The following is a 19,148-nucleotide window of genomic DNA, read 5'->3' on the forward strand; positions in this document are numbered from 1 at the left end:
TAGCTCGTTGCCAGTTCTTTTTTTTTGCGTTTTTTATTAATAATAAGTTCAAATTCAAGGTATATCATGTATATGAACACTTTTTTCTTTTTTATGAATATCGGTTTAAGTATGGGATTATGTAGTCTCACAAATGAAATTATGTTATAATAGGTTGGGTGATGTTTTTATGAAAATTAAATTATATTTTGGTATGGAAAATGCAATTAAAAAGTCAGGAATAGGGCGAGCATTTTTTCATCAAAAGAAGGCTTTAACATTAAATAATATTGAATTCACAACAGATAAAAATGATTTGGATTATGATATTTTACATATTAATACAATTTATCCAGATAGTATTCCAATGATTAAACAAGCAAGGGAAAATAATAAAAAAATTATTTATCATGCACATAGTACAGAAGAAGATTTTAAAAATTCATTTATGTTTTCAAATACTTTTGCTGGACTTTATAAAAAATGGTTAGTTTATCTTTATAATACAGCAGATGTAATTGTGACACCTACTCCATATTCTAAAAGTTTATTAGAATCATATAATTTAGATAAAGATATATATGCTATTTCAAATGGAGTTGATTTAGAACAATTTAATCCAACAGAGGAACAAATTGATGAATTTAATAAAAGGTTTAATATTGCTTCAGATGATAAGATTGTTATTTCTGTTGGATGGCTTTTTGAAAGAAAAGGATTTGATACTTTTGTTGAAGTTGCAAGAGAAATGCCACATGTTAAGTTTTTATGGTTTGGGGATGTAAAATTATCTAATCCAACTGCTAAAATTAAAAAATTATTAAAAGAGTTACCAGATAATGTTATTTTACCGGGCTATGTTAGTGGTGATATTATTAAAGGTGCATATGGTAGAGCAAATGTTTTCTTTTTTCCTTCTCGTGAAGAAACTGAAGGAATTGTTGTCTTAGAAGCATTGGCTTGTAAAACACAAATATTATTAAGAGATATACCTGCTTTTGATCCATGGATGATAGATCAGGTTAATTGTTACAAGGGAAAAACAAATGAAGATTTTATTGATTACATTAATAAAATTCTTAATAATGAAGTGCCTTCAACAGTTGAAGAAGGATATAATGTTGCTAAAGAAAGAGATTTATTGTTGATTGGAAAACAATTAAAAGAGGTATATGAAAAAGTACAATCTCTTTAGAGGATAATATTATGGACAAAAAAAATATAAAAAAATACATACTTAATGTTGCAGTTATTCTTTTAGTAGGTGGTTTTTCTATTTATTTTTCAATTGGAAATCAGTTAGAAGGAACCATAGAATCTTTAAAGAATTGTCATTTGGGATGGCTATGTATTGTTGTAATATTAATGTGTATTTTCTATTTGATCAATGCAATGAATTTAACACTTTTTGCTAAAGTATATAAAAAGGACTACACTTTAAAACAAGGAATTGTAAATGCTATGGCGGGGATATTTTTTAATGGAATTACTCCTATGGCATCAGGTGGTCAATTTTATCAAGTATATGCTTTTAATAAACAAGGGATAAAGGCGACTTACTCTTCAAGTATTTTGTTAATGATTTTTATTGTTTATCAAAGTGTACTTGTTATTTATACTTCAATCATTATGCTTTTAAAGTTTGCATATTTTAGTAAATTATACTCTAGTTTTTTTTCGTTAGCGGTAGTTGGTTTTATTATTAATTTAGTTGTTATATCAACATTATTTTTAGGTGCAAAATCTGAAAAATTACAAAATTTTTTAAGTAATAATGTTGTTAAGGTATTAGCTAAATTTCATATAGTAAAAAACTATGAAGAAGTCAGTTCACAAATAGAAAGAAAATTAGAAAATTTCAGAATTGAACTAAATTTATTACAAAAAAATAAACCAATTCTTCTTAAATCAATAGGTTTAAATATTATGAAATTAACAGTTTTATATAGCATACCGTTTTTTTGCTCTTTAGCAATGAATGTACCTCTTTCATGGAAACATTTTTTTGATTTAATAGGAATTACAGCTTTTGTATATTTAATTTCTGACTTTGTTCCTTTACCAGGAGCAAGTGGAGGTAGCGAAGGCTCATTCTTTATTTTACTTCGTTATTTTTTAAAAAGTGCTACTTCAGCTACATTACTTGTCTGGAGATTTGTAACTTATTATGCGGGATTAATTGTTGGTGGTCTTACAATGTCGTTTAGTAGAGAACTTAATTTTGCAATAAAAAATGACAAAAAAGAAGTTACAGATAATAATCAAACAATTGTAATAGAAGAAATAGAAGAAATTGAGTTTGATGATTTTAAAAAATAGGAGGATTTTATGAAAATAGCACTTTTTTCAGATACATATATCCCAGATATTAATGGTGTTGCAACATCAACGAATATTTTAAGAAATGAGCTTGTTAATTTAGGACATGATGTTTTAGTTGTAACAAGTGAACTTCCAAGTGATACGACATATGATGCAAGTCAAGATGAACAAGTTTTAAGAGTTCCTGGATTAGAAATTCAGGCTCTTTATGGTTATAGAGCATGTAATATTTTTTCTTTTAAAGGCATGAAAGAAATTAAAAGATTTAATCCTGAAGTAATACATGTACAAACTGAATTTGGAATTGGTATTTTTGGTAGAATCGCGGGAGAGTATTTGGATATACCGGTTGTTTATACGTATCATACAATGTGGACGGATTATTCTCATTATGTCAATCCTATCAATTCTGAAACCGTAGATGCGGTTGTAAAGAAAGTAATTACAAAAATTAGTAAGTTTTATGGTAATAGTTGTCAAGGGTTAATTGTTCCATCAAATAAAACAAAGGAAGCATTGTTACATTATGGCTTAAAACAAAAAAATGTCTATACGATTCCTACTGGATTAGAGTTAGAACGTTTTTCTATTAGAAATAAAGACGATGTTTTATGTCAGGAGTTAATAAAGAAATATCATTTAGAAGGACATTTTGTTTTGACTTTTTTAGGAAGAATTGCTCCTGAAAAAAGCATTACAGTAATTATAGATGCATTAAAAGAAGTTGTTAAAATAAATGATAATATACGTTTTTTAATTGTTGGTGGTGGGCCACAATTAGATGAACTTAAAGAATATGTAAAAAATGATCATATAGAACCTTATGTTATTTTTACTGGTCCACAAAGCGGAAAAATGGTACCAGCACATTATCATATTTCTAATATGTTTATTTCAGCATCTTTATCTGAAACACAAGGTTTAACTTATATTGAAGCAATGGCTTCAAATATACCTGTTATTGCACGCTACGATGATCAATTAGTAGATGTTATTAATGATGGTGAAAATGGTTTCTTTTTTAAAGATGAAAGTGAGTTACCTCAATTGATTTTAAAAGCTATGTCTATGGATTTAAATTTTTTAAAGCAAAATGCCTTAAAAAAAGCAAGTGAATATAGTGGAGAAACATTTGCAAAAAATGTATTGGAAGTATATAAAAAAGCAATTCTTACTAAAGAATATATTTATAAAGTTGTATCAATATTTCCTGTAAAAAATAATAAGAATGAAGTTTCATTTAGTTATGATGAAAATGATAGTGCTGTTACATTAGAACTTTCTGATAAAATAATAGATCAATACGACTTACATCGAGGAAAGATTGTTGACCGAGAACAATTTAATACTCTTAAGGATCTTGAACAGATTAGTAGAGCTTATAATAAAGCACTTAAGTATCTCTCAATTAAAGATTATACAGAATATCAAATGAGAAAAAAATTAATGGATTCTGGAGATTATGATGATGCTCAACTTGATGCAACAATTCAGTTATTGTCAGAAAAAAATTTAATTAATGATAAAATGTATGCTATGAATTATTTTAAACGTTGTACACGTTTAGGAATAGGTCACAATAAAGCAATATATAATTTAAGAAATTATGGTATTGAAACAGAGATTATTGATATGTGCTTAGAAGAACTAGACGACGATGAAGAATATCAAGCTGCTTTGTTACTCATTAATAATTATTATCAAAGAAACAGTACAATTTCATATCGTAATATTCAAAGAAAAATTAAAGAAAAATTATTTTTAAAGGGCTTTACAAATGATATTATTGATAAAGCAATGGCTGAATATGATTTTGAATATGACTTAGATAAAGAAAAAGCAGCCTTGGAAAAAGATTATTTTAAAGCACATCATCGATATGAAAAAAAATTAAAGGGAAAAGATTTAAAAAATAAAATAATTGATACATTGTTAAAAAAAGGATATAATTACGAAGATATTAAGAATATCCTAGAAGTTAAGGAGAAAAATGATGAATAAAATTGCAAATTTAAAGCCAGGAGATGATAGTGTATTAATTGAAGCTTTGATTAATCATGTTGTTTCTGGAAAGACAAATGGAGCTCATCGATCAACATATTTATCGATGACATTACAAGATGAGACAGGATCTATTGATGCTAAATTATGGAATGCAAGTGATGAACAAGTACAAACATTGGTAAAAGGAACAGTTGTTCAAATTAAAGGTGATGTTATTAAATATAATGAAGATAGACAAATGAAGATTGTAAAAATTCATCTAGCATCACAAGATGACAAAGAACGTATTAAATTTTTAAAGCAAGCACCATTAGATAGTCAATTTATGATCAATGAAATAAAAAAGTTTATTGATCAAATTGATAATTTAAAATTGCATCAATTAGTAAAAACATTATTTGAAGAAAACATTGAAAAATTATCTTATTATCCTGCAGCTAGTAAGAATCATCATGAATACGTGTCTGGATTAGCGTATCACACATATGGTATGTTAAAAGTGGCAGAATCATTTTGTACATTATATCCAACACTCAATAAGGATTTATTATATTCAGGAATTACGTTGCATGATTTAGGAAAAACAATAGAATTGAGTGGACCAGTTGTTCCTGAGTATACTTTAGAAGGTAAATTATTAGGGCATATATCTATTTCAAATGCAATGATTAAAGAAACTGCTGATAAACTTCACATTGAAGGAGAAGAAGTAACTTTATTACAACATATGATTTTGGCTCATCATGGGAAAAATGAATACGGTTCCCCAGTTCTTCCACAAATCAAAGAGGCAGAAATTTTATATTTAATTGATAACATTGATGCACGTATGGCAATGATGGATAAAGCTTTAGAACCAGTTGAATATGGTAAATTTACAAAACGTGTATTTTCATTAGAAAATAGAGCATTGTATAAACCTAAAATGTATGAAAAGTAGCATTTGCTACTTTTTGTGTTTTTCAAATTTTGAAAAAAGAAATTTGTATTTTTATAGAAAAATTTTAAAAAAAGAATATAATTATGTCAGTAATTTATTATTAAGAAGTGAGGTAGTAATATGTATAAGATTTTATTATGTTGTGTATCAGGGGTTACAACAAACAAATTGGTAAAAGCAGTAAAAGAATCTGCAAAACAAAAAAATATTAAAGTAATGTGTTGGGCAGTTGGATCTAAATCTGTTGGATTATCATGGGCAGATGCTGACTGTGTTTTATTAGCACCACAATCTGCATCAGAATTATCTAAACTTGAAGAAATGATTCATGGAGTTATTCCATGTGCATTAATTAATGATGATGATTTTGCAAGTATGAATGGTGAAGCTGTGTTAAATCAAGCATTAGAGCTCATAAAAAAATAAACATCCAATGAGATGTTTTTTTTTGCTATAATAAAAGTTAGGAGGATATAATAATGGCTGAAATCATGATAAAAGCTGCAGGTTTTGTTTTTGTAATTATTATTGCTTTTGTTTTAAAACAAATACATGTTTTAGAAAAAAGAGATGGGTTAACAATTGCAACCATCATTATGAATGTAACATTACCATGTGCTTTACTTACAAATGCAAGTGGTATTACGATTGATCAATCAATGATTATTTTATTGCTGATTGGTTTAACGTCCAATATCATTATGCTTTTAATTTCTTTTATACTTTCAAGAAAAGAGGAAAATGTTTTAAAAGGATATTATATGATCAATTGTTCTGGCTATAATATTGGGAACTTTGTTATGCCATTTGTTCAAAGCTTTTTTCCAGGAATGGGAGTTGCATACTTATGTATGTTTGATGTTGGTAATTCAATTATGTGTTTAGGAGGAAGTTATGCTTTTGCAGGAAGTGTAGCTAGTAGTAATCAAAAATTGACTCCTAAAACAGTAATAAAAAAATTATTTTCATCAATTCCTTTTGATGTATATCTTTTGATTTTTGTTTTAGCACTTTTTAAAATTTCAATTCCTCAGCCAATTTTGTCAGTGGCTTCTTTTATAGGTGCAGGCAATGGATTCTTAGCCATGTTTATGATAGGACTGCTATTAGAAGTTAAAATTAATCCTTCAGAGATGAAAATTGTTTTAAAAACACTTTTTATTCGTGTATTTTTTGGTGCTATCTTAATGTGTATAGTTTATTTTATTATTCCAATTCCAATGCTTGCTAAAAAAATTGTTGTTTTAGCAATGGCTGCACCTATTACAACTGTTTCAGCTGTTTTTTCAAAAAATATTGGTTATCATCGTGATGCACCAGCAATTTCAAGCTCACTTTCAATTATTATCAGTATTGCTGTTTTAGTTATTTTAATTATCATGTTTGCGTAGGTGAGTATATGGAATATGATTTAAAAATTTTAAAAATAAATAAAAATAAAATCGAACAATTAAATGAAATGGCTATTTATACAGTAAAAGATTTAGTACAACACTATCCTTATCGTTTTGAAGAAATGTTAGAAACACCATTACACGATGAAACTAAAGTTATTATTGAAGCACAATTAATTGATGAACCTAAAGTCTTTTATAAAGGAAGATTTTCAAGACTTACTTTTCATGTTAATTATCATGAAGAACAATTAACAATTACAATTTTTAATCGCCATTTTTTGAAAAAAAACATGCAGGTAGGAATGATGCTTACCATTATTGGTAAATACAGTGCTTCTAAAAAAGCAATTACAGCCAGTGATTTAAAACTTAAAAGTTTAAAAGATATTTCTGGAATAACACCAGTATATTCTTTAAAAGAAGGAATTACTCAAAAAAGTTTTCAAGGTTATGTCAATAAAGCACTCAATTTTTATAAAGGTCATATTGCAAATACTATACCAACTTATTTATGTCAAAAATATCATTTGATAGATAAAGAAGACGCCTTGTTTAAAATACATCAACCTCAAACACGAAGTGATGTAATTAGTGCTCTTAGATATTTAAAATATGAAGAATTTTTTAAATTTCAAATGACCATGCAATATATAAAACAAAATCGTACACAAAATATAGGTATCTCAAAACTAATAGACAAAGAGAAAGTAACACACTTTATTGAAAGGCTTCCTTTTCAATTAACGAATGATCAACAAAAAGTTGTCGATGATATATTAATAGATTTGTCAAGTCAAAAATTAATGTATCGTTTTGTTCAAGGTGATGTTGGTAGTGGAAAGACAGTTGTTGCAGCAATTAGTTTATATGCTAATTATTTAGCAGGTTATCAAGGAGCCATGATGGCACCAACAGAAATATTAGCACTTCAACACTATCAGTCTTTAAAAAAAATGTTTAAAAAATATAAAATAAATATAGCATTACTAACAGGACATCTTTTGCAAAAAGAAAAGAATGAAATTTATCAACAATTAGAAAATGGACAAATTGATATTATTATTGGAACACATGCTTTATTTCAAGAAAAAGTACAATATAATCAATTAGGTTTAGTTATTACTGATGAACAGCATCGTTTTGGTGTTGAACAAAGAAAAGCATTAAAAGACAAAGGAAATAAAGTTGACTTTTTAGTGATGACAGCAACACCAATTCCTAGAACACTTGCTATTTCTTTATATGGAGATATGGATGTTTCAACTATTAAAACTCTTCCTAATGGTAGAAAAAAAGTTATTACGAAATTTGTTAAAGGAACATCGATGAAACCTATATTGAATGATTTGAAAAGTTATCTTTTAAAAGGAGGACAATGCTATGTCGTTTGTCCTCTTGTAAATGAAAGTGAAGCAATTACTGGAAGAAATGCAAACGATATTTCAAAAGCAATGGCTCAATATTTCAAAGGACAATATGAAGTTGGCTTAGTTCATGGACAAATGAGTGATGAAGAAAAAAATAAAATTATGAGCTTATTTAAAGAAAATAAAATACAAATATTAGTTTCAACAACAGTAATCGAAGTAGGAGTTGATGTAAGTAATGCAAATATGATGGTTATTTATAATGCAGAAAGATTTGGTTTATCTCAACTTCATCAGTTAAGAGGAAGAGTAGGAAGATCGAAAGAGCAAGGGTATTGTTATCTATTATCAGAGGCGACACATCCTGAACAAAAAGAAAGATTAAAATTTTTAGAAAATCATCATGATGGTTTTGAAGTTTCTGAATATGATTTAAAAATAAGAGGGCCGGGAGATTTATTAGGACAAAAGCAAAGTGGTTTACCAACTTTTATGATTGGTGATATTTTTAAAGATTATCATATTCTAGAAATTACAAGAAAAGATGCTTTTGAAGCAATGAATCAACATCAAAATGATGAAAAAATTATAAAATTATTATCAGAAATAAAAAACAATTTAATAAAGAATAATGAATATATTGATTAATGTGTTATAATGCTAAAAGAGGTGAGAACATGAAATTAGCGATAGACGCCATGAGTGGTGATTTAGGTAGCTCTATTGTTGTAGAAGCCTGCCAATCATTTTTAAATAAAAATAAAACAGATGAGCTTTATGTTGTAGGAAAAATTGAAGAATTAGAAGCATTGAAAGATCATCCTCAAGTGACTTTAATAGATGCCAGAGAAATCTTTGAAATGACAGAAAATATTTTGGCAATTCGTAGAAAAAAAGAATCTAGTTTAGTAAAAGCAATGATGCTAGCAAGAAATAACGAAGTTGATGCTGTATTATCGTGTGGGAATACGGGTGCTTATTATGCTTGTGCGATGTTATTTTTAAAACGTATAAAAGGAATTGAAAAATCATGTTTAATGGCAACAATTCCTACTTTAAATGATAAAGGCGTTTGCATGTTAGATGTAGGCGCAAATGCTGAAAATACTGTTGATCAGTTAGTTCAGTTTGCAATTATGGGAAATGTTTATGCTAAAAATGTAAGACATATTCAAAAGCCTAAAGTTGCCCTGTTAAATATTGGAAGTGAAGAACATAAAGGGGATGAGATTCACAAAGAAACTTATCAATCTTTAAGTATGCTTGAACAAATTGATTTTGTTGGAAATATTGAAGGAAAAGAAATCTTAAAAGGTGATGTGGATGTTATTGTAACAGATGGTTTTACAGGTAATGTTACATTAAAAACAATTGAAGGTGTTGCATTATCCATGATGTCTGTATTAAAAGAGGGTTTTATGGCATCAACACGTAATAAATTAGGTGCTGTCATTTCTAAACCGGTTTTAAAAGGGTTAAAAACAAAGTTTGATCCTGCAGGTGTAGGTGGTGCCTTAATGATGGGATTTGTAAAACCAGTTGTTAAAGCTCATGGAGCAAGTGATGCTAAAGCCTTTGAAAGTGCAATGAATTTAGCTTTTGAAATGGTTGAAGTAAATGTAGTAGAAAAAATGAAAGTAGGTCTAGATGAAAGTGGAATTAGGTAAGTTTTTAGAAGTAATGGGCATTCCTTATAAAGATATTCATTTATTTAAAGAAGCTTTTACACATCCTTCTTATACAAATGAAAATAAAGGAAAAAATTACGAAAGATTAGAATTTTTAGGAGATTCTGTTTTACAATATTATGTATCAAAATTTATTTATGAAAAATATCCTAATAAACCAGAAGGAGAATTGACGCTTTTGCGTTCTAAATTAGTAAGAGAAGAATCACTTGCTAGATTTTCTCGTGAATTAGGATTAGGTGCACAAATTTTCTTAGGTGCAGGTGAAGAACATAATGGTGGTAGAGACCGTAATAGTGTTTTAGCTGATATTTTTGAAGCTTTTATAGGAGCTATTAGTGAAGATTGCGGTATTGAATATGTGTTAAAAATATTAGATATGACAATCTATAAACACGTTGAAGATGTTAATTATGATGATATTACTGATTTTAAGACAAAGTTACAAGAATTGATTCAAGCAGATCAAAGAAAAACAGTCACATATTCATTACTTTCAACAACAGGTCCAGCGAATGCACCTGAATTTGAAGTGGCAGTTATGATGGATGATATGACTTTAGGAACTGGGAAGGGTTCTAGTAAAAAAAGAGCAGAACAAAAAGCTGCTAAGGATGCATTGAAAAAATTAGCCAGATAGATAGCGATTGCTATATATTTTTTTGCCCAGATATTTTTATTATTAAAACATATTTTAAAATGAAGGAGGTAAAATATGTTTGATGAAGAATATGAAAGAGTGATTCATCCCCGTAGAGTAGGTGATATATATCTTTATACAGTAAGACCTGGTGATAATGTTTATCGTATAGCTAGGAATTTTAATACTAAAATAGAGTGGATTGCTTGTATGAATAAACTTAATCAACAAATGATGATTTATCCAGATCAACAACTATACATTCCTTTTATTCCTCAAGGTCCAATGCCATTAATGCAATCTCGAGATTCTTATGAATTATATTTTTAATGGACTAGATTTTTCTTAAAAAAAAGATTATTATATTCATAAAATAATAATGAAGGAGAATTTTATGAATAGACATGCAGGAAGTGAAAGAAATCTAACTCTTGTAATGGATTTGTATGAATTAACAATGTCATATAATTATTTTAAACAGGGAAATAAAGATCAACTTGTTTATTTTGATATGTTTTATAGAAAAAATCCAGATAATGGCGGATTTGCCGTTTTTGCAGGACTACAACAATTAATTGAATGTATAAAAAATTTACATTTTAGTGAAGGAGATATTAAATATCTCCGTTCACTTCAAAAATTCGATGATGACTTTTTAGATTATCTATCAGATTTTAAATTTACAGGATCAATTTATGCAGTAAAAGAAGGGACACCTGTTTTTCCTAATGAACCATTGATTACTGTAAAAGCAAAATTTATCGAAGCACAAATTATTGAAACAATGTTGCTTGTTACTGTTAATCATCAATCATTAATAGCTACAAAAGCACATCGTGTTGTTCAAGAAGCAAAAGGAAGACCAGTCATGGAATTTGGAGCAAGACGTGCTCAAGGATATGATAGTGCTACTTATGGTGCTCGTGCTGCTTATATTGGTGGTGTTGCCGGAACAGCTACAGTTTCAGCAGGGGAAATGTTTGATATTCCAGTAGTGGGAACCATGGCACATTCTTTTGTACAATCTTTTGATAGTGAGTATGAAGCATTTAAGGCATATGCTCTTACATATCCAGATGATTGTATTTTATTAGTAGATACGTATGATACACTAAAAAGTGGTGTTCCTCATGCAATTGAAATAGCTAAAGAAGTTTTAGAACCAATGGGTAAAAAATTAAAAGGTATTCGTTTGGATAGTGGAGATATTTCTTATTTATCAAAACGTGCAAGAGCAATGTTGGATGTAGCAGGGCTTACATATGTAAGTATTTCTGCTTCTAACTCTTTAGATGAATATTTAATTCGTTCTTTATTAAACCAAGGAGCACAATTAGATTCATTTGGAGTTGGAGAAAATTTAATTGTATCAAAATCATCTCCAGTATTTGGCGGTGTTTATAAATTGGTTGCTATTGAAAAAGATGGACAAATTATTCCAAAAATAAAAATTTCTGAAAATACTGAAAAAATTACAAATCCAGGTTATAAACGAGTTTATCGTTTATTTGAAAATGAAACTGGGAAAGCAATGGCAGATTTAATAGCATTTTATGATGAAGAAATTGATTGTACAAAGGATTTGACAATTTATCATCAATCAGATGTATGGAAATTTAAAACAATAGAAGCCAATACTTATACGGTGGAAGAATTACAAGTTCCTATTTTTGAAGATGGAAAATTTGTTTATCAAGAATTATCTGTAAAAGAAATTAGAGATTATTCAATGAAAGAAAAATCACGTTTATGGGATGAAATATTCAGATTAGAGTTCCCGCATAACTATTATGTAGATCTTACTAAAAATTTATTAGATTATAAAATTAAAATGTTAGAAGAAAAGAGAAAATAGAAGTGGCTAGATTTGATAGAAAAGTAGAAAGGACAAAGAAAAATTTTGAATTTACACAAAAAGAAAAGATTGTAGAAACAAATAAGGATATATTTAAAAAGAATTTTACTATTAAATGGGTTCAATTAAATATTAAAACAGTATGCGTTTTTCTTGTTGGTTTTATGTTTGTAACACTTTTAGTTATTCCTTTTATGATGCAGTTTTTAAATGCAACTTTAGCGTTTATTTTAGGACATGGCGTTATTACGAGTTTGGTGATAGTTTTTACAGGATTTTTAATTAATAAAGAAAAAATACAAGTTGTTCCATTTATTTCTAGATTTTTATTTATGTTTATTTTATTAGGTGCATCTTCTGCACTTTCAATGGCAGTTACATCATGGTTGAATTAGTTTGCTTAGCTGCTGTAGGTATTATTTCTTTATTTACAGGAATTGTTTTGTTAGGTAATGCAGATGCTTTTATGGGTATGTTTATCTTTATGGTTTTATTAGTAAGCTATGTATTAATTATTCTTACTTATAGAAAAAGAAAATCATTTTTTAAAGCAAGAGAAGTGATTTATACAGGATATGAGATTTATTTATATATATTTTCTTACATTGTTTTAACGGTTTCTTGTTTGTTAATGTATCTTCATCTTGTACAAGTGGTTTCGATGACATCGCCATTAATTATGATTACTTGGATTGTTCCACTTGTTGCATACTTAACACATGAATCTGTATTGATTTTTGAAAAAGATGAACTAAATATGAATGGGAAGAAAATAGCATATAAAAGTATAAAAAAGGTTCAAATTATAGAAAATAAAAATAAATATCATTTAATAGTTAGAGCGAAAGGAAATGAATATCTATATAAGACAAATCAAAAAAACAGTCAACATGTTTTAGATTGTTTGAAAAAATATTGTCCACGTATAGATTAAAATAGGGATAAAATATGATTATAACAGTTGTTGGTCTTGGTGTTGTTGGGGGAAGCTTTGTTAAAGCTTTAAAAGGTCAAGGACACGAAGTTTATGGTGTTGATATTAATGAAGAAACACTTGCTAGAGCTAAAGCAGATGGATGCATTAAAGAAGGTTTTGTAAATGGTGATGAAATTATAAAACAATCTGATATGACGATTATTTGTTTATATCCATCTTTGGTTTTAGATTATATAAAAAGCCATGAATTTAAAAAAGGAAGTATTATTACTGATGCTGTAGGTGTAAAAACACATTTTTTAAACGAAGCAATGGAATTGTTGAAAGATAAAGATGTAGAATTTGTTTCGGGTCATCCAATGGCGGGAAGAGAAAATAAAGGCTATCTTTATGCAAGCAAAGAGGTTTTTCAAGGAGCTAATTACATTTTAATTCAACATGAGCAAAATAGTAAAAGTGCAATTGCTATGATGGAACAATTTGTTTCTAATCTAGGATTTCATTCTGTAAAAATCATGTCACCTCAAGCGCATGATGAAATTATTTCCTTTACATCTCAATTGCCACATGTCATTGCTGTTTCATTAATTGATAGTGATAATCAAAAATATGATACAGGTAAGTATATTGGAGATTCGTATCGTGATTTAACACGTATTGCTAATATTAATGAGGATTTATGGACAGAATTGTTCTTTACAAATAAAGAAAATCTTTTAAAGAGTATTCAAGGCTTTGAAGATCAGTTAGATATTATTAAAAAAGCCATTAAAGAAGAAGATGCTGTTACATTGAAATCGATGTTTATTGAATCCTCTAAAAGAAGACGAAATCTTGAGAAATAGCGTTAGCTATTTCTTTTTTTGTATTATTGTTTAAAATATTAAACTTTTTGTTTAAAAAGGTATTGAACTTAACATAATTATTAGTATAATATTCTTGTTTAATAAATAAAACAAAAAGTTTTTTTAAATAAACAGGAGGTTTTATGGATATTGGTGCAAAAATCAAAAGAATACGTTTGTCAAATCAATTGACATTAGAAGAACTTGCTAATCGTAGTGAACTGACAAAAGGCTTTTTATCACAGCTAGAAAGAGATTTGACGTCACCGAGTGTAGCAACATTAGAAAATATTTTAGAAGCATTAGGAACAAATTTAAAAGATTTCTTTTCAGAAGATGAAGATGAACAAATTGTTTTTAGTAAAGATGATTTTTTTGAAAATATACAGGAAGATTATAAAATTTTTTATATTATTCCAAATGCTCAAAAAAATGAAATGGAACCAATTTTAATTGAATTAAAAAAGGGAAAAAATTCAATGGAAATTGATCCACATGATGGAGAAGAGTTTGGATATGTCATTCAAGGACGAATTACCTTGAAAAATGGTGAAGAGGAATATGAGGTAAAAAAAGGTGAAACATTTTACCTAAAAGGAAATTTACCACATTACATAGTTAATAAACATGATACTCTGGCAAAAGTAATTTGGGTATCAACACCACCAATATTTTAAAAGGGGAGAAAAATGATGGAAGAAAAGGTGCTCATAAAGTTTAGAAACATTGTTAAAGAATTTGATGGAACAATTGTTTTAAAAGGTATTAATTTAGATATTTATGAAAATGAATTTGTAACACTACTTGGACCAAGTGGGTGTGGAAAAACAACATTGCTTCGTATTTTAGGTGGCTTTTTAGAAGCATATGAGGGAGCTGTTATTTTTGATGATGAAGATATTAAGGAATTACCTCCATATAAAAGAGAATTAAATACAGTTTTTCAAAAATATGCATTATTTCCACATATGAATGTATATGATAACATTGCCTTTGGTTTAAAAATTAAAAAAATGTCAAAAGATGTTATTGATCAAAAGGTAATGAGAATGTTAAAACTTATTGGGTTAGAAGGCTTTGAAAACAAAAATGTAACAACATTATCAGGAGGACAACAACAACGTATAGCTATTGCTAGAGCTTTAGTAAATGAACCTAAAGTTTTATTATTAGATGAACCATTAGGTGCTTTAGATTTAAAACTTAGAAAAGAAATGCAATATGAATTAAAAAGAATTCAACAAGAAGTAGGAATTACTTTTATTTATGTAACACATGACCAAGAAGAAGCTTTAACAATGTCAGATAAGATTGTTATTATGAAAAGTGGTGAAATTCAACAAGTGGGAACACCTCAAGAAATATACAATGAACCTGTTAATAAATATGTCGCAAATTTCATTGGGGAAAGTAACATTATTTCTGGAGTAATGGTTGAAGATTATAAAGTTAAATTTGATGATCAAATCTTTGATTGTGTTGATTTTGGTTTTAAACCAAACGAAAAAGTTGATGTAGTTTTAAGACCTGAAGATATTGATATTGTATCTTTAGAACAAGGAAAAATTACAGGTGAAGTTTTAAGTGTTTTATTTAAAGGTGTTTGGAATGAAGCAATGGTAGAAACTGTTCCAGGAACGACTGTTAAAGTTAATATGAATGTCATTAAAAATCATGATGTTGAAAGTGAATATAGTGATGAAAGAATTTCAGCAAATGATTTTTATGTAGATATTGAAGAAGTAGCTTCTTTAGATGATAACGATATTATTGCTAGAGCAGATGCACAAGCATGGAAGGAAAGTGATGATTCTTATATTTCTATTAGTAAAATTGAACATAATTTAAAAGAGGAATTAGGTGAATATACTGTTACTTTCCAAACATCATCAGGTTTGTCTACGACTAGAAAAATTATTGTTGTTGATCAAAAATATGTTAGAAATGAAAAAGCTAATGAAGCAGTGAGTGCTTTCAACTTCTTTAAAACAGTTGATGAGATTAAAGAATCTGTTGCTTTGGATACAGATTTAAAAACATGGGCAAATGCTATTGGATGGAAATTATCTAATGAAGATGAAGCAGTAGATATTTATGTAGATTATGATTTTGATCCTGAAAATATACAAGAAGGTATTTATCAAGTTACTTTCTCTACAGAAGGTAGGGAATTAAAAGTACATACAACAGATTATGTAGAAGAAGGTCAAGAGGTCGGATTGACTTTTGAAGTAGAAGATATTCATGTTATGGAAAAGATGGGATTCTAGATGAAAAAATTTTCTCAATTAGCACTTCCATATATTATTTGGAGTATTATTATTCTACTTTTACCGGTATTGCTTATTGCTTTCTATGCAGTGACTGATAGCGGTAATGCTGTTGTTAATTTTAATTTTACTTTACAAAATTTTGTAAAATTTTTTACCGACCCTGATTTCTTACTTATTTTATGGAGATCACTTTCAATTGCTTTAAAAACAACAGTTATCTGTATCTTACTTGGTTATCCAATTGCTTATTTTATTTCGCGTTGTAAAGATAGAACAAGAAATATCCTTGTTTTGTTAATAACGCTTCCAATGTGGATCAATATGCTTGTAAGAACATATGCTTGGATTGGTATTTTATCTGATGGAGGTATTTTACAATCATTATTAAATTTATTAGGATTTAAATCAACACAACTTCTTTATACAGAAGGAGCTGTATTACTTGGAATGGTTTATAACTTTATTCCTTTTATGATTTTACAGATTAATACGTCTTTATCTAAAATGGATAAATCATTGTTAGAAGCAAGCTCTGATTTAGGCGCTAATCGTTATCAAACTTTTTGGAAAGTTACTTTTCCACTTTCAATACCAGGTGTTATTAGTGGGATTGCACTAGTTTTTTTACCCGCAGTAAGTTCGTTCTTTATTCCTAAGTTATTAGGTGGAGGACAATATTTCTTAATTGGTAATGTTATTGAAAATCAATTTATTACTGTTGGAGAATGGAACTTTGGCTCTGCAATTTCGGTTATTATGGCTTTTGTAATGATGGCTATTATGTATTTGGTAAGATATGTTGAAAAACGTAATTCTGGAAATAGAAAGGAGAAAAAGGCATGAAAAAACAAAAACGATCACTATTAAAAATATTAATGGCTTTAATGCTTTTATTCTTCTATTTACCAATTGGGTTTATGATTGTTTTTTCATTCAACTCAAGTAAATCATTAACTCATTTTACTGGTTTTTCGATGCAATGGTATTCAAAAATGTTAGCGGATGCATCGATGATGGAATCTTTATATGTTACAATTATTGTTGCAATCATTGCAACAGTTGTTTCTACAGTTGTGGGGACAATTAGTGCGATCGGTCTTTCTAAATCAAAGAAAATTGTGCATGATTTAATTATGCAAATCAATGATTTTCCTTTAATGAATCCGGAAATTGTAACAGCTATTGGTTTAATGTTATTCTTTATTACATTTAATATTGAAAAAGGATTTACAACATTATTATTAGCGCATATTGCGTTTTGTATTCCGTATGTTATTTTGTCTGTTATGCCTAAAATTCGTTCTCTAGATCCAAATTTAGCGGATGCTGCTATGGATTTAGGGTGTACACCTTGGATGGCCTTGATTAAAGTTATTGTACCGCAAATCATGCCAGGTATTGTTTCAGGAGCATTGATTGCTTTTACAATGTCATTCGACGATTTTATTATTTCATATTTTGTTACAGGAAAAGGAATAAAAAACTTAAGCATTATGGTTTATACAATGTCAAAACGTGTAAATCCTAGTATTAATGCTATTTCAACTTTGATTGTTGTTTTTATTACAATTGTTTTAATTCTTGTCAATGTTGTTCCATTGATTAGAGAAAAAAGAAAAACAAAGACAACAGAACTTAAAGAAAAAAATAAAGCACCTAGAATTATTGCTGGAATTGTAGCTGCATGTGTATGTATGGGATTGGTTTTTGTTCAAAAAAATACAAATTCTACAAAAAAATATGCAGGGCAAACTTTGCATGTTTATAATGCAGGGGAATATACAGGTGAAAATTTGATTTCAAATTTTGAAAAACAAACAGGATGTAAAGTTGTGATGGATCTTTTTGATTCAAATGAACAAATGTATATTAAAGTAGCTAATGGAGAAGCTTATGATGTTTTAATTCCAAGTGATTACATGATTGAAAGATTAAAACAAGAAAAACTTATTCAACCATTAAATCAAGATAAAATTACTTGTTTAGAGGATATTAATGATTCTGTTAAAAATTTATCTTATGATCCAAATAATGAATATTCTGTTCCTTATTTTTGGGGAAGTGTAGGAATTGTTTATGATAAAACAAAAGTAAGTGAAAAAGATTTGAAAGAAGAAGGTTTTAATATTTTCTTGAATCAAAAATATAAAGGAGATATTTATTTATACGATTCTGAACGAGATTCCTTTATGATGGCTTTAAAAGCATTAGGCTATTCAATGAATACCGATAATGAAAAAGAGCTTACAGAAGCTTATAATTGGCTTTTAGAGTGTGTTAATACAATGTCACCAGAAATTGTAACTGATGAAATTATTGATAACATGGCTCAAGCAAGAAAGGCATTAGGACTTGTATATTCTGGAGATGCAACTTATATTATGTCTGAAAATGAAAATATTGGTTATTATATGCCAGAAAAAGGAACAAATATTTGGTGTGATGCTATGGTTATCCCTCAAAGTTCTAAAAATGTAGATTTAGCACATGAGTTTATAAACTATGTATCAAGTTATGAAGCAGCTTATGATAATTCGTCTTATGTAGGATATACTTCTCCAAATACGGAAGTTATGCTTGATTTAGAACAAAATGATTTTAAGGGAATTAATGCATATAATCCAATTAGAAATAATAAATATGATGAAGTATTTAATTATAATTCTGAAACAAGAAAAATAATGGCAAATTATTGGGCAAAGGTAAAAATTGCAGCTTCTAATGCTAAAAGTGAATAATAAAAATTCTATGAGTACAATCTCATAGAATTTTTTTAAAAAAATAAAAGTAAAAAAGCGTGAATATATCAACTAAATTTAAATACTAAAAAAATAAATTGTAAAAAATTATAAAAAACTATTGCAAAATAAAATATTTTAACATATACTAATGGAGTAGCGT

The 19,148-nt window shown here is 28.1% G+C and carries 18 protein-coding genes; all 18 read left to right on the forward strand.

Annotated elements, in window-relative coordinates; all coding sequences use genetic code 11:
- Nucleotides 1–169 precede the first annotated feature (169 nt).
- Complete coding sequence (locus tag ACLVEP_RS11550; protein WP_412584993.1) at nucleotides 170–1,174, forward strand: glycosyltransferase family 4 protein; 1,005 nt, start codon at nucleotides 170–172, stop codon at nucleotides 1,172–1,174.
- A gap of 11 nt (nucleotides 1,175–1,185) precedes the next feature.
- On the forward strand, nucleotides 1,186–2,298 hold the full coding sequence (locus tag ACLVEP_RS11555; protein ID WP_412584995.1) for a lysylphosphatidylglycerol synthase transmembrane domain-containing protein: 1,113 nt from the start codon (nucleotides 1,186–1,188) through the stop codon (nucleotides 2,296–2,298).
- Nucleotides 2,299–2,307: 9 nt separating this feature from the next.
- The gene (locus ACLVEP_RS11560; RefSeq protein ID WP_412584997.1) at nucleotides 2,308–4,302 is read left to right on the forward strand and encodes a glycosyltransferase; all 1,995 of its coding nucleotides are present in this window, start codon (nucleotides 2,308–2,310) and stop codon (nucleotides 4,300–4,302) included.
- Nucleotides 4,295–5,245 carry an OB-fold nucleic acid binding domain-containing protein gene (locus ACLVEP_RS11565; RefSeq protein WP_317999999.1) on the forward strand — a complete coding sequence of 317 codons (951 nt, stop codon included), beginning with the start codon at nucleotides 4,295–4,297 and terminating at the stop codon, nucleotides 5,243–5,245. The genes ACLVEP_RS11560 and ACLVEP_RS11565 overlap by 8 nt, the downstream gene beginning before the upstream one ends.
- Before the next feature lie 120 nt (nucleotides 5,246–5,365).
- Entirely contained in the window at nucleotides 5,366–5,671 is a 306-nt protein-coding gene (locus ACLVEP_RS11570) for a PTS sugar transporter subunit IIB (RefSeq protein ID WP_318000000.1), read from the forward strand.
- Between the two features lie 53 nt (nucleotides 5,672–5,724).
- Nucleotides 5,725–6,636, forward strand: coding sequence for an AEC family transporter (locus ACLVEP_RS11575; RefSeq protein ID WP_318000001.1), 912 nt, complete (start codon nucleotides 5,725–5,727; stop codon nucleotides 6,634–6,636).
- Nucleotides 6,637–6,644: 8 nt separating this feature from the next.
- Nucleotides 6,645–8,657: an ATP-dependent DNA helicase RecG gene (recG, locus tag ACLVEP_RS11580; protein ID WP_412585001.1), complete on the forward strand. Its 2,013-nt coding sequence runs from the start codon at nucleotides 6,645–6,647 to the stop codon at nucleotides 8,655–8,657.
- 29 nt (nucleotides 8,658–8,686) lie between these two features.
- Nucleotides 8,687–9,676 (forward strand): phosphate acyltransferase PlsX, encoded by a 990-nt coding sequence (gene plsX / locus ACLVEP_RS11585; protein ID WP_412585002.1) that lies wholly within the window; start codon nucleotides 8,687–8,689, stop codon nucleotides 9,674–9,676.
- Nucleotides 9,663–10,337 carry a ribonuclease III gene (rnc, locus tag ACLVEP_RS11590; protein ID WP_318000011.1) on the forward strand — a complete coding sequence of 225 codons (675 nt, stop codon included), beginning with the start codon at nucleotides 9,663–9,665 and terminating at the stop codon, nucleotides 10,335–10,337. The genes plsX and rnc overlap by 14 nt, the downstream gene beginning before the upstream one ends.
- A gap of 75 nt (nucleotides 10,338–10,412) precedes the next feature.
- Nucleotides 10,413–10,667, forward strand: a complete 255-nt coding sequence (locus ACLVEP_RS11595; RefSeq protein ID WP_318000004.1) for a LysM domain-containing protein — start codon at nucleotides 10,413–10,415, stop codon at nucleotides 10,665–10,667.
- A gap of 64 nt (nucleotides 10,668–10,731) precedes the next feature.
- Nucleotides 10,732–12,192 carry a nicotinate phosphoribosyltransferase gene (locus ACLVEP_RS11600; protein ID WP_318000005.1) on the forward strand — a complete coding sequence of 487 codons (1,461 nt, stop codon included), beginning with the start codon at nucleotides 10,732–10,734 and terminating at the stop codon, nucleotides 12,190–12,192.
- A 2-nt stretch (nucleotides 12,193–12,194) separates the two neighbouring features.
- Nucleotides 12,195–12,587, forward strand: a complete 393-nt coding sequence (locus tag ACLVEP_RS11605) for a hypothetical protein (protein WP_318000006.1) — start codon at nucleotides 12,195–12,197, stop codon at nucleotides 12,585–12,587.
- Nucleotides 12,575–13,126, forward strand: a complete 552-nt coding sequence (locus ACLVEP_RS11610) for a hypothetical protein (protein ID WP_412585006.1) — start codon at nucleotides 12,575–12,577, stop codon at nucleotides 13,124–13,126. The genes ACLVEP_RS11605 and ACLVEP_RS11610 overlap by 13 nt, the downstream gene beginning before the upstream one ends.
- A gap of 14 nt (nucleotides 13,127–13,140) precedes the next feature.
- Complete coding sequence (locus ACLVEP_RS11615; protein WP_412585008.1) at nucleotides 13,141–13,974, forward strand: prephenate dehydrogenase; 834 nt, start codon at nucleotides 13,141–13,143, stop codon at nucleotides 13,972–13,974.
- A gap of 143 nt (nucleotides 13,975–14,117) precedes the next feature.
- Nucleotides 14,118–14,651 (forward strand): helix-turn-helix domain-containing protein, encoded by a 534-nt coding sequence (locus ACLVEP_RS11620; protein ID WP_412585010.1) that lies wholly within the window; start codon nucleotides 14,118–14,120, stop codon nucleotides 14,649–14,651.
- 15 nt (nucleotides 14,652–14,666) lie between these two features.
- The gene (locus ACLVEP_RS11625) at nucleotides 14,667–16,244 is read left to right on the forward strand and encodes an ABC transporter ATP-binding protein (protein ID WP_412585017.1); all 1,578 of its coding nucleotides are present in this window, start codon (nucleotides 14,667–14,669) and stop codon (nucleotides 16,242–16,244) included.
- Entirely contained in the window at nucleotides 16,245–17,090 is an 846-nt protein-coding gene (locus tag ACLVEP_RS11630) for an ABC transporter permease (RefSeq protein ID WP_412585013.1), read from the forward strand. It abuts the gene before it with no gap.
- Nucleotides 17,087–18,985 carry an extracellular solute-binding protein gene (locus ACLVEP_RS11635; protein WP_412585015.1) on the forward strand — a complete coding sequence of 633 codons (1,899 nt, stop codon included), beginning with the start codon at nucleotides 17,087–17,089 and terminating at the stop codon, nucleotides 18,983–18,985. Before ACLVEP_RS11630 ends, ACLVEP_RS11635 begins: the two co-directional genes overlap by 4 nt.
- The last annotated feature ends 163 nt before the right edge of the window (nucleotides 18,986–19,148 follow it).

Source organism: Faecalibacillus sp. (genome assembly GCF_047023275.1).
In the GTDB taxonomy this organism is placed as follows: Bacteria; Bacillota_I; Bacilli_A; order Erysipelotrichales; family Coprobacillaceae; genus Faecalibacillus.

What these genes read in the sequence shown, in the direction of transcription:
- ACLVEP_RS11620 (WP_412585010.1), top strand. Translation starts at nt 14,118, where the DNA reads ATGGATATTGGTGCAAAAATCAAAAGAATACGTTTGTCAAATCAATTG.
- ACLVEP_RS11595 (WP_318000004.1), top strand. Translation starts at nt 10,413, where the DNA reads ATGTTTGATGAAGAATATGAAAGAGTGATTCATCCCCGTAGAGTAGGT.
- ACLVEP_RS11560 (WP_412584997.1), top strand. Translation starts at nt 2,308, where the DNA reads ATGAAAATAGCACTTTTTTCAGATACATATATCCCAGATATTAATGGT.
- ACLVEP_RS11575 (WP_318000001.1), top strand. Translation starts at nt 5,725, where the DNA reads ATGGCTGAAATCATGATAAAAGCTGCAGGTTTTGTTTTTGTAATTATT.
- ACLVEP_RS11600 (WP_318000005.1), top strand. Translation starts at nt 10,732, where the DNA reads ATGAATAGACATGCAGGAAGTGAAAGAAATCTAACTCTTGTAATGGAT.
- ACLVEP_RS11630 (WP_412585013.1), top strand. Translation starts at nt 16,245, where the DNA reads ATGAAAAAATTTTCTCAATTAGCACTTCCATATATTATTTGGAGTATT.
- plsX (WP_412585002.1), top strand. Translation starts at nt 8,687, where the DNA reads ATGAAATTAGCGATAGACGCCATGAGTGGTGATTTAGGTAGCTCTATT.
- ACLVEP_RS11615 (WP_412585008.1), top strand. Translation starts at nt 13,141, where the DNA reads ATGATTATAACAGTTGTTGGTCTTGGTGTTGTTGGGGGAAGCTTTGTT.
- ACLVEP_RS11565 (WP_317999999.1), top strand. Translation starts at nt 4,295, where the DNA reads ATGAATAAAATTGCAAATTTAAAGCCAGGAGATGATAGTGTATTAATT.
- ACLVEP_RS11625 (WP_412585017.1), top strand. Translation starts at nt 14,667, where the DNA reads ATGGAAGAAAAGGTGCTCATAAAGTTTAGAAACATTGTTAAAGAATTT.
- ACLVEP_RS11635 (WP_412585015.1), top strand. Translation starts at nt 17,087, where the DNA reads ATGAAAAAACAAAAACGATCACTATTAAAAATATTAATGGCTTTAATG.
- ACLVEP_RS11610 (WP_412585006.1), top strand. Translation starts at nt 12,575, where the DNA reads ATGGTTGAATTAGTTTGCTTAGCTGCTGTAGGTATTATTTCTTTATTT.
- ACLVEP_RS11570 (WP_318000000.1), top strand. Translation starts at nt 5,366, where the DNA reads ATGTATAAGATTTTATTATGTTGTGTATCAGGGGTTACAACAAACAAA.
- ACLVEP_RS11550 (WP_412584993.1), top strand. Translation starts at nt 170, where the DNA reads ATGAAAATTAAATTATATTTTGGTATGGAAAATGCAATTAAAAAGTCA.
- recG (WP_412585001.1), top strand. Translation starts at nt 6,645, where the DNA reads ATGGAATATGATTTAAAAATTTTAAAAATAAATAAAAATAAAATCGAA.
- ACLVEP_RS11555 (WP_412584995.1), top strand. Translation starts at nt 1,186, where the DNA reads ATGGACAAAAAAAATATAAAAAAATACATACTTAATGTTGCAGTTATT.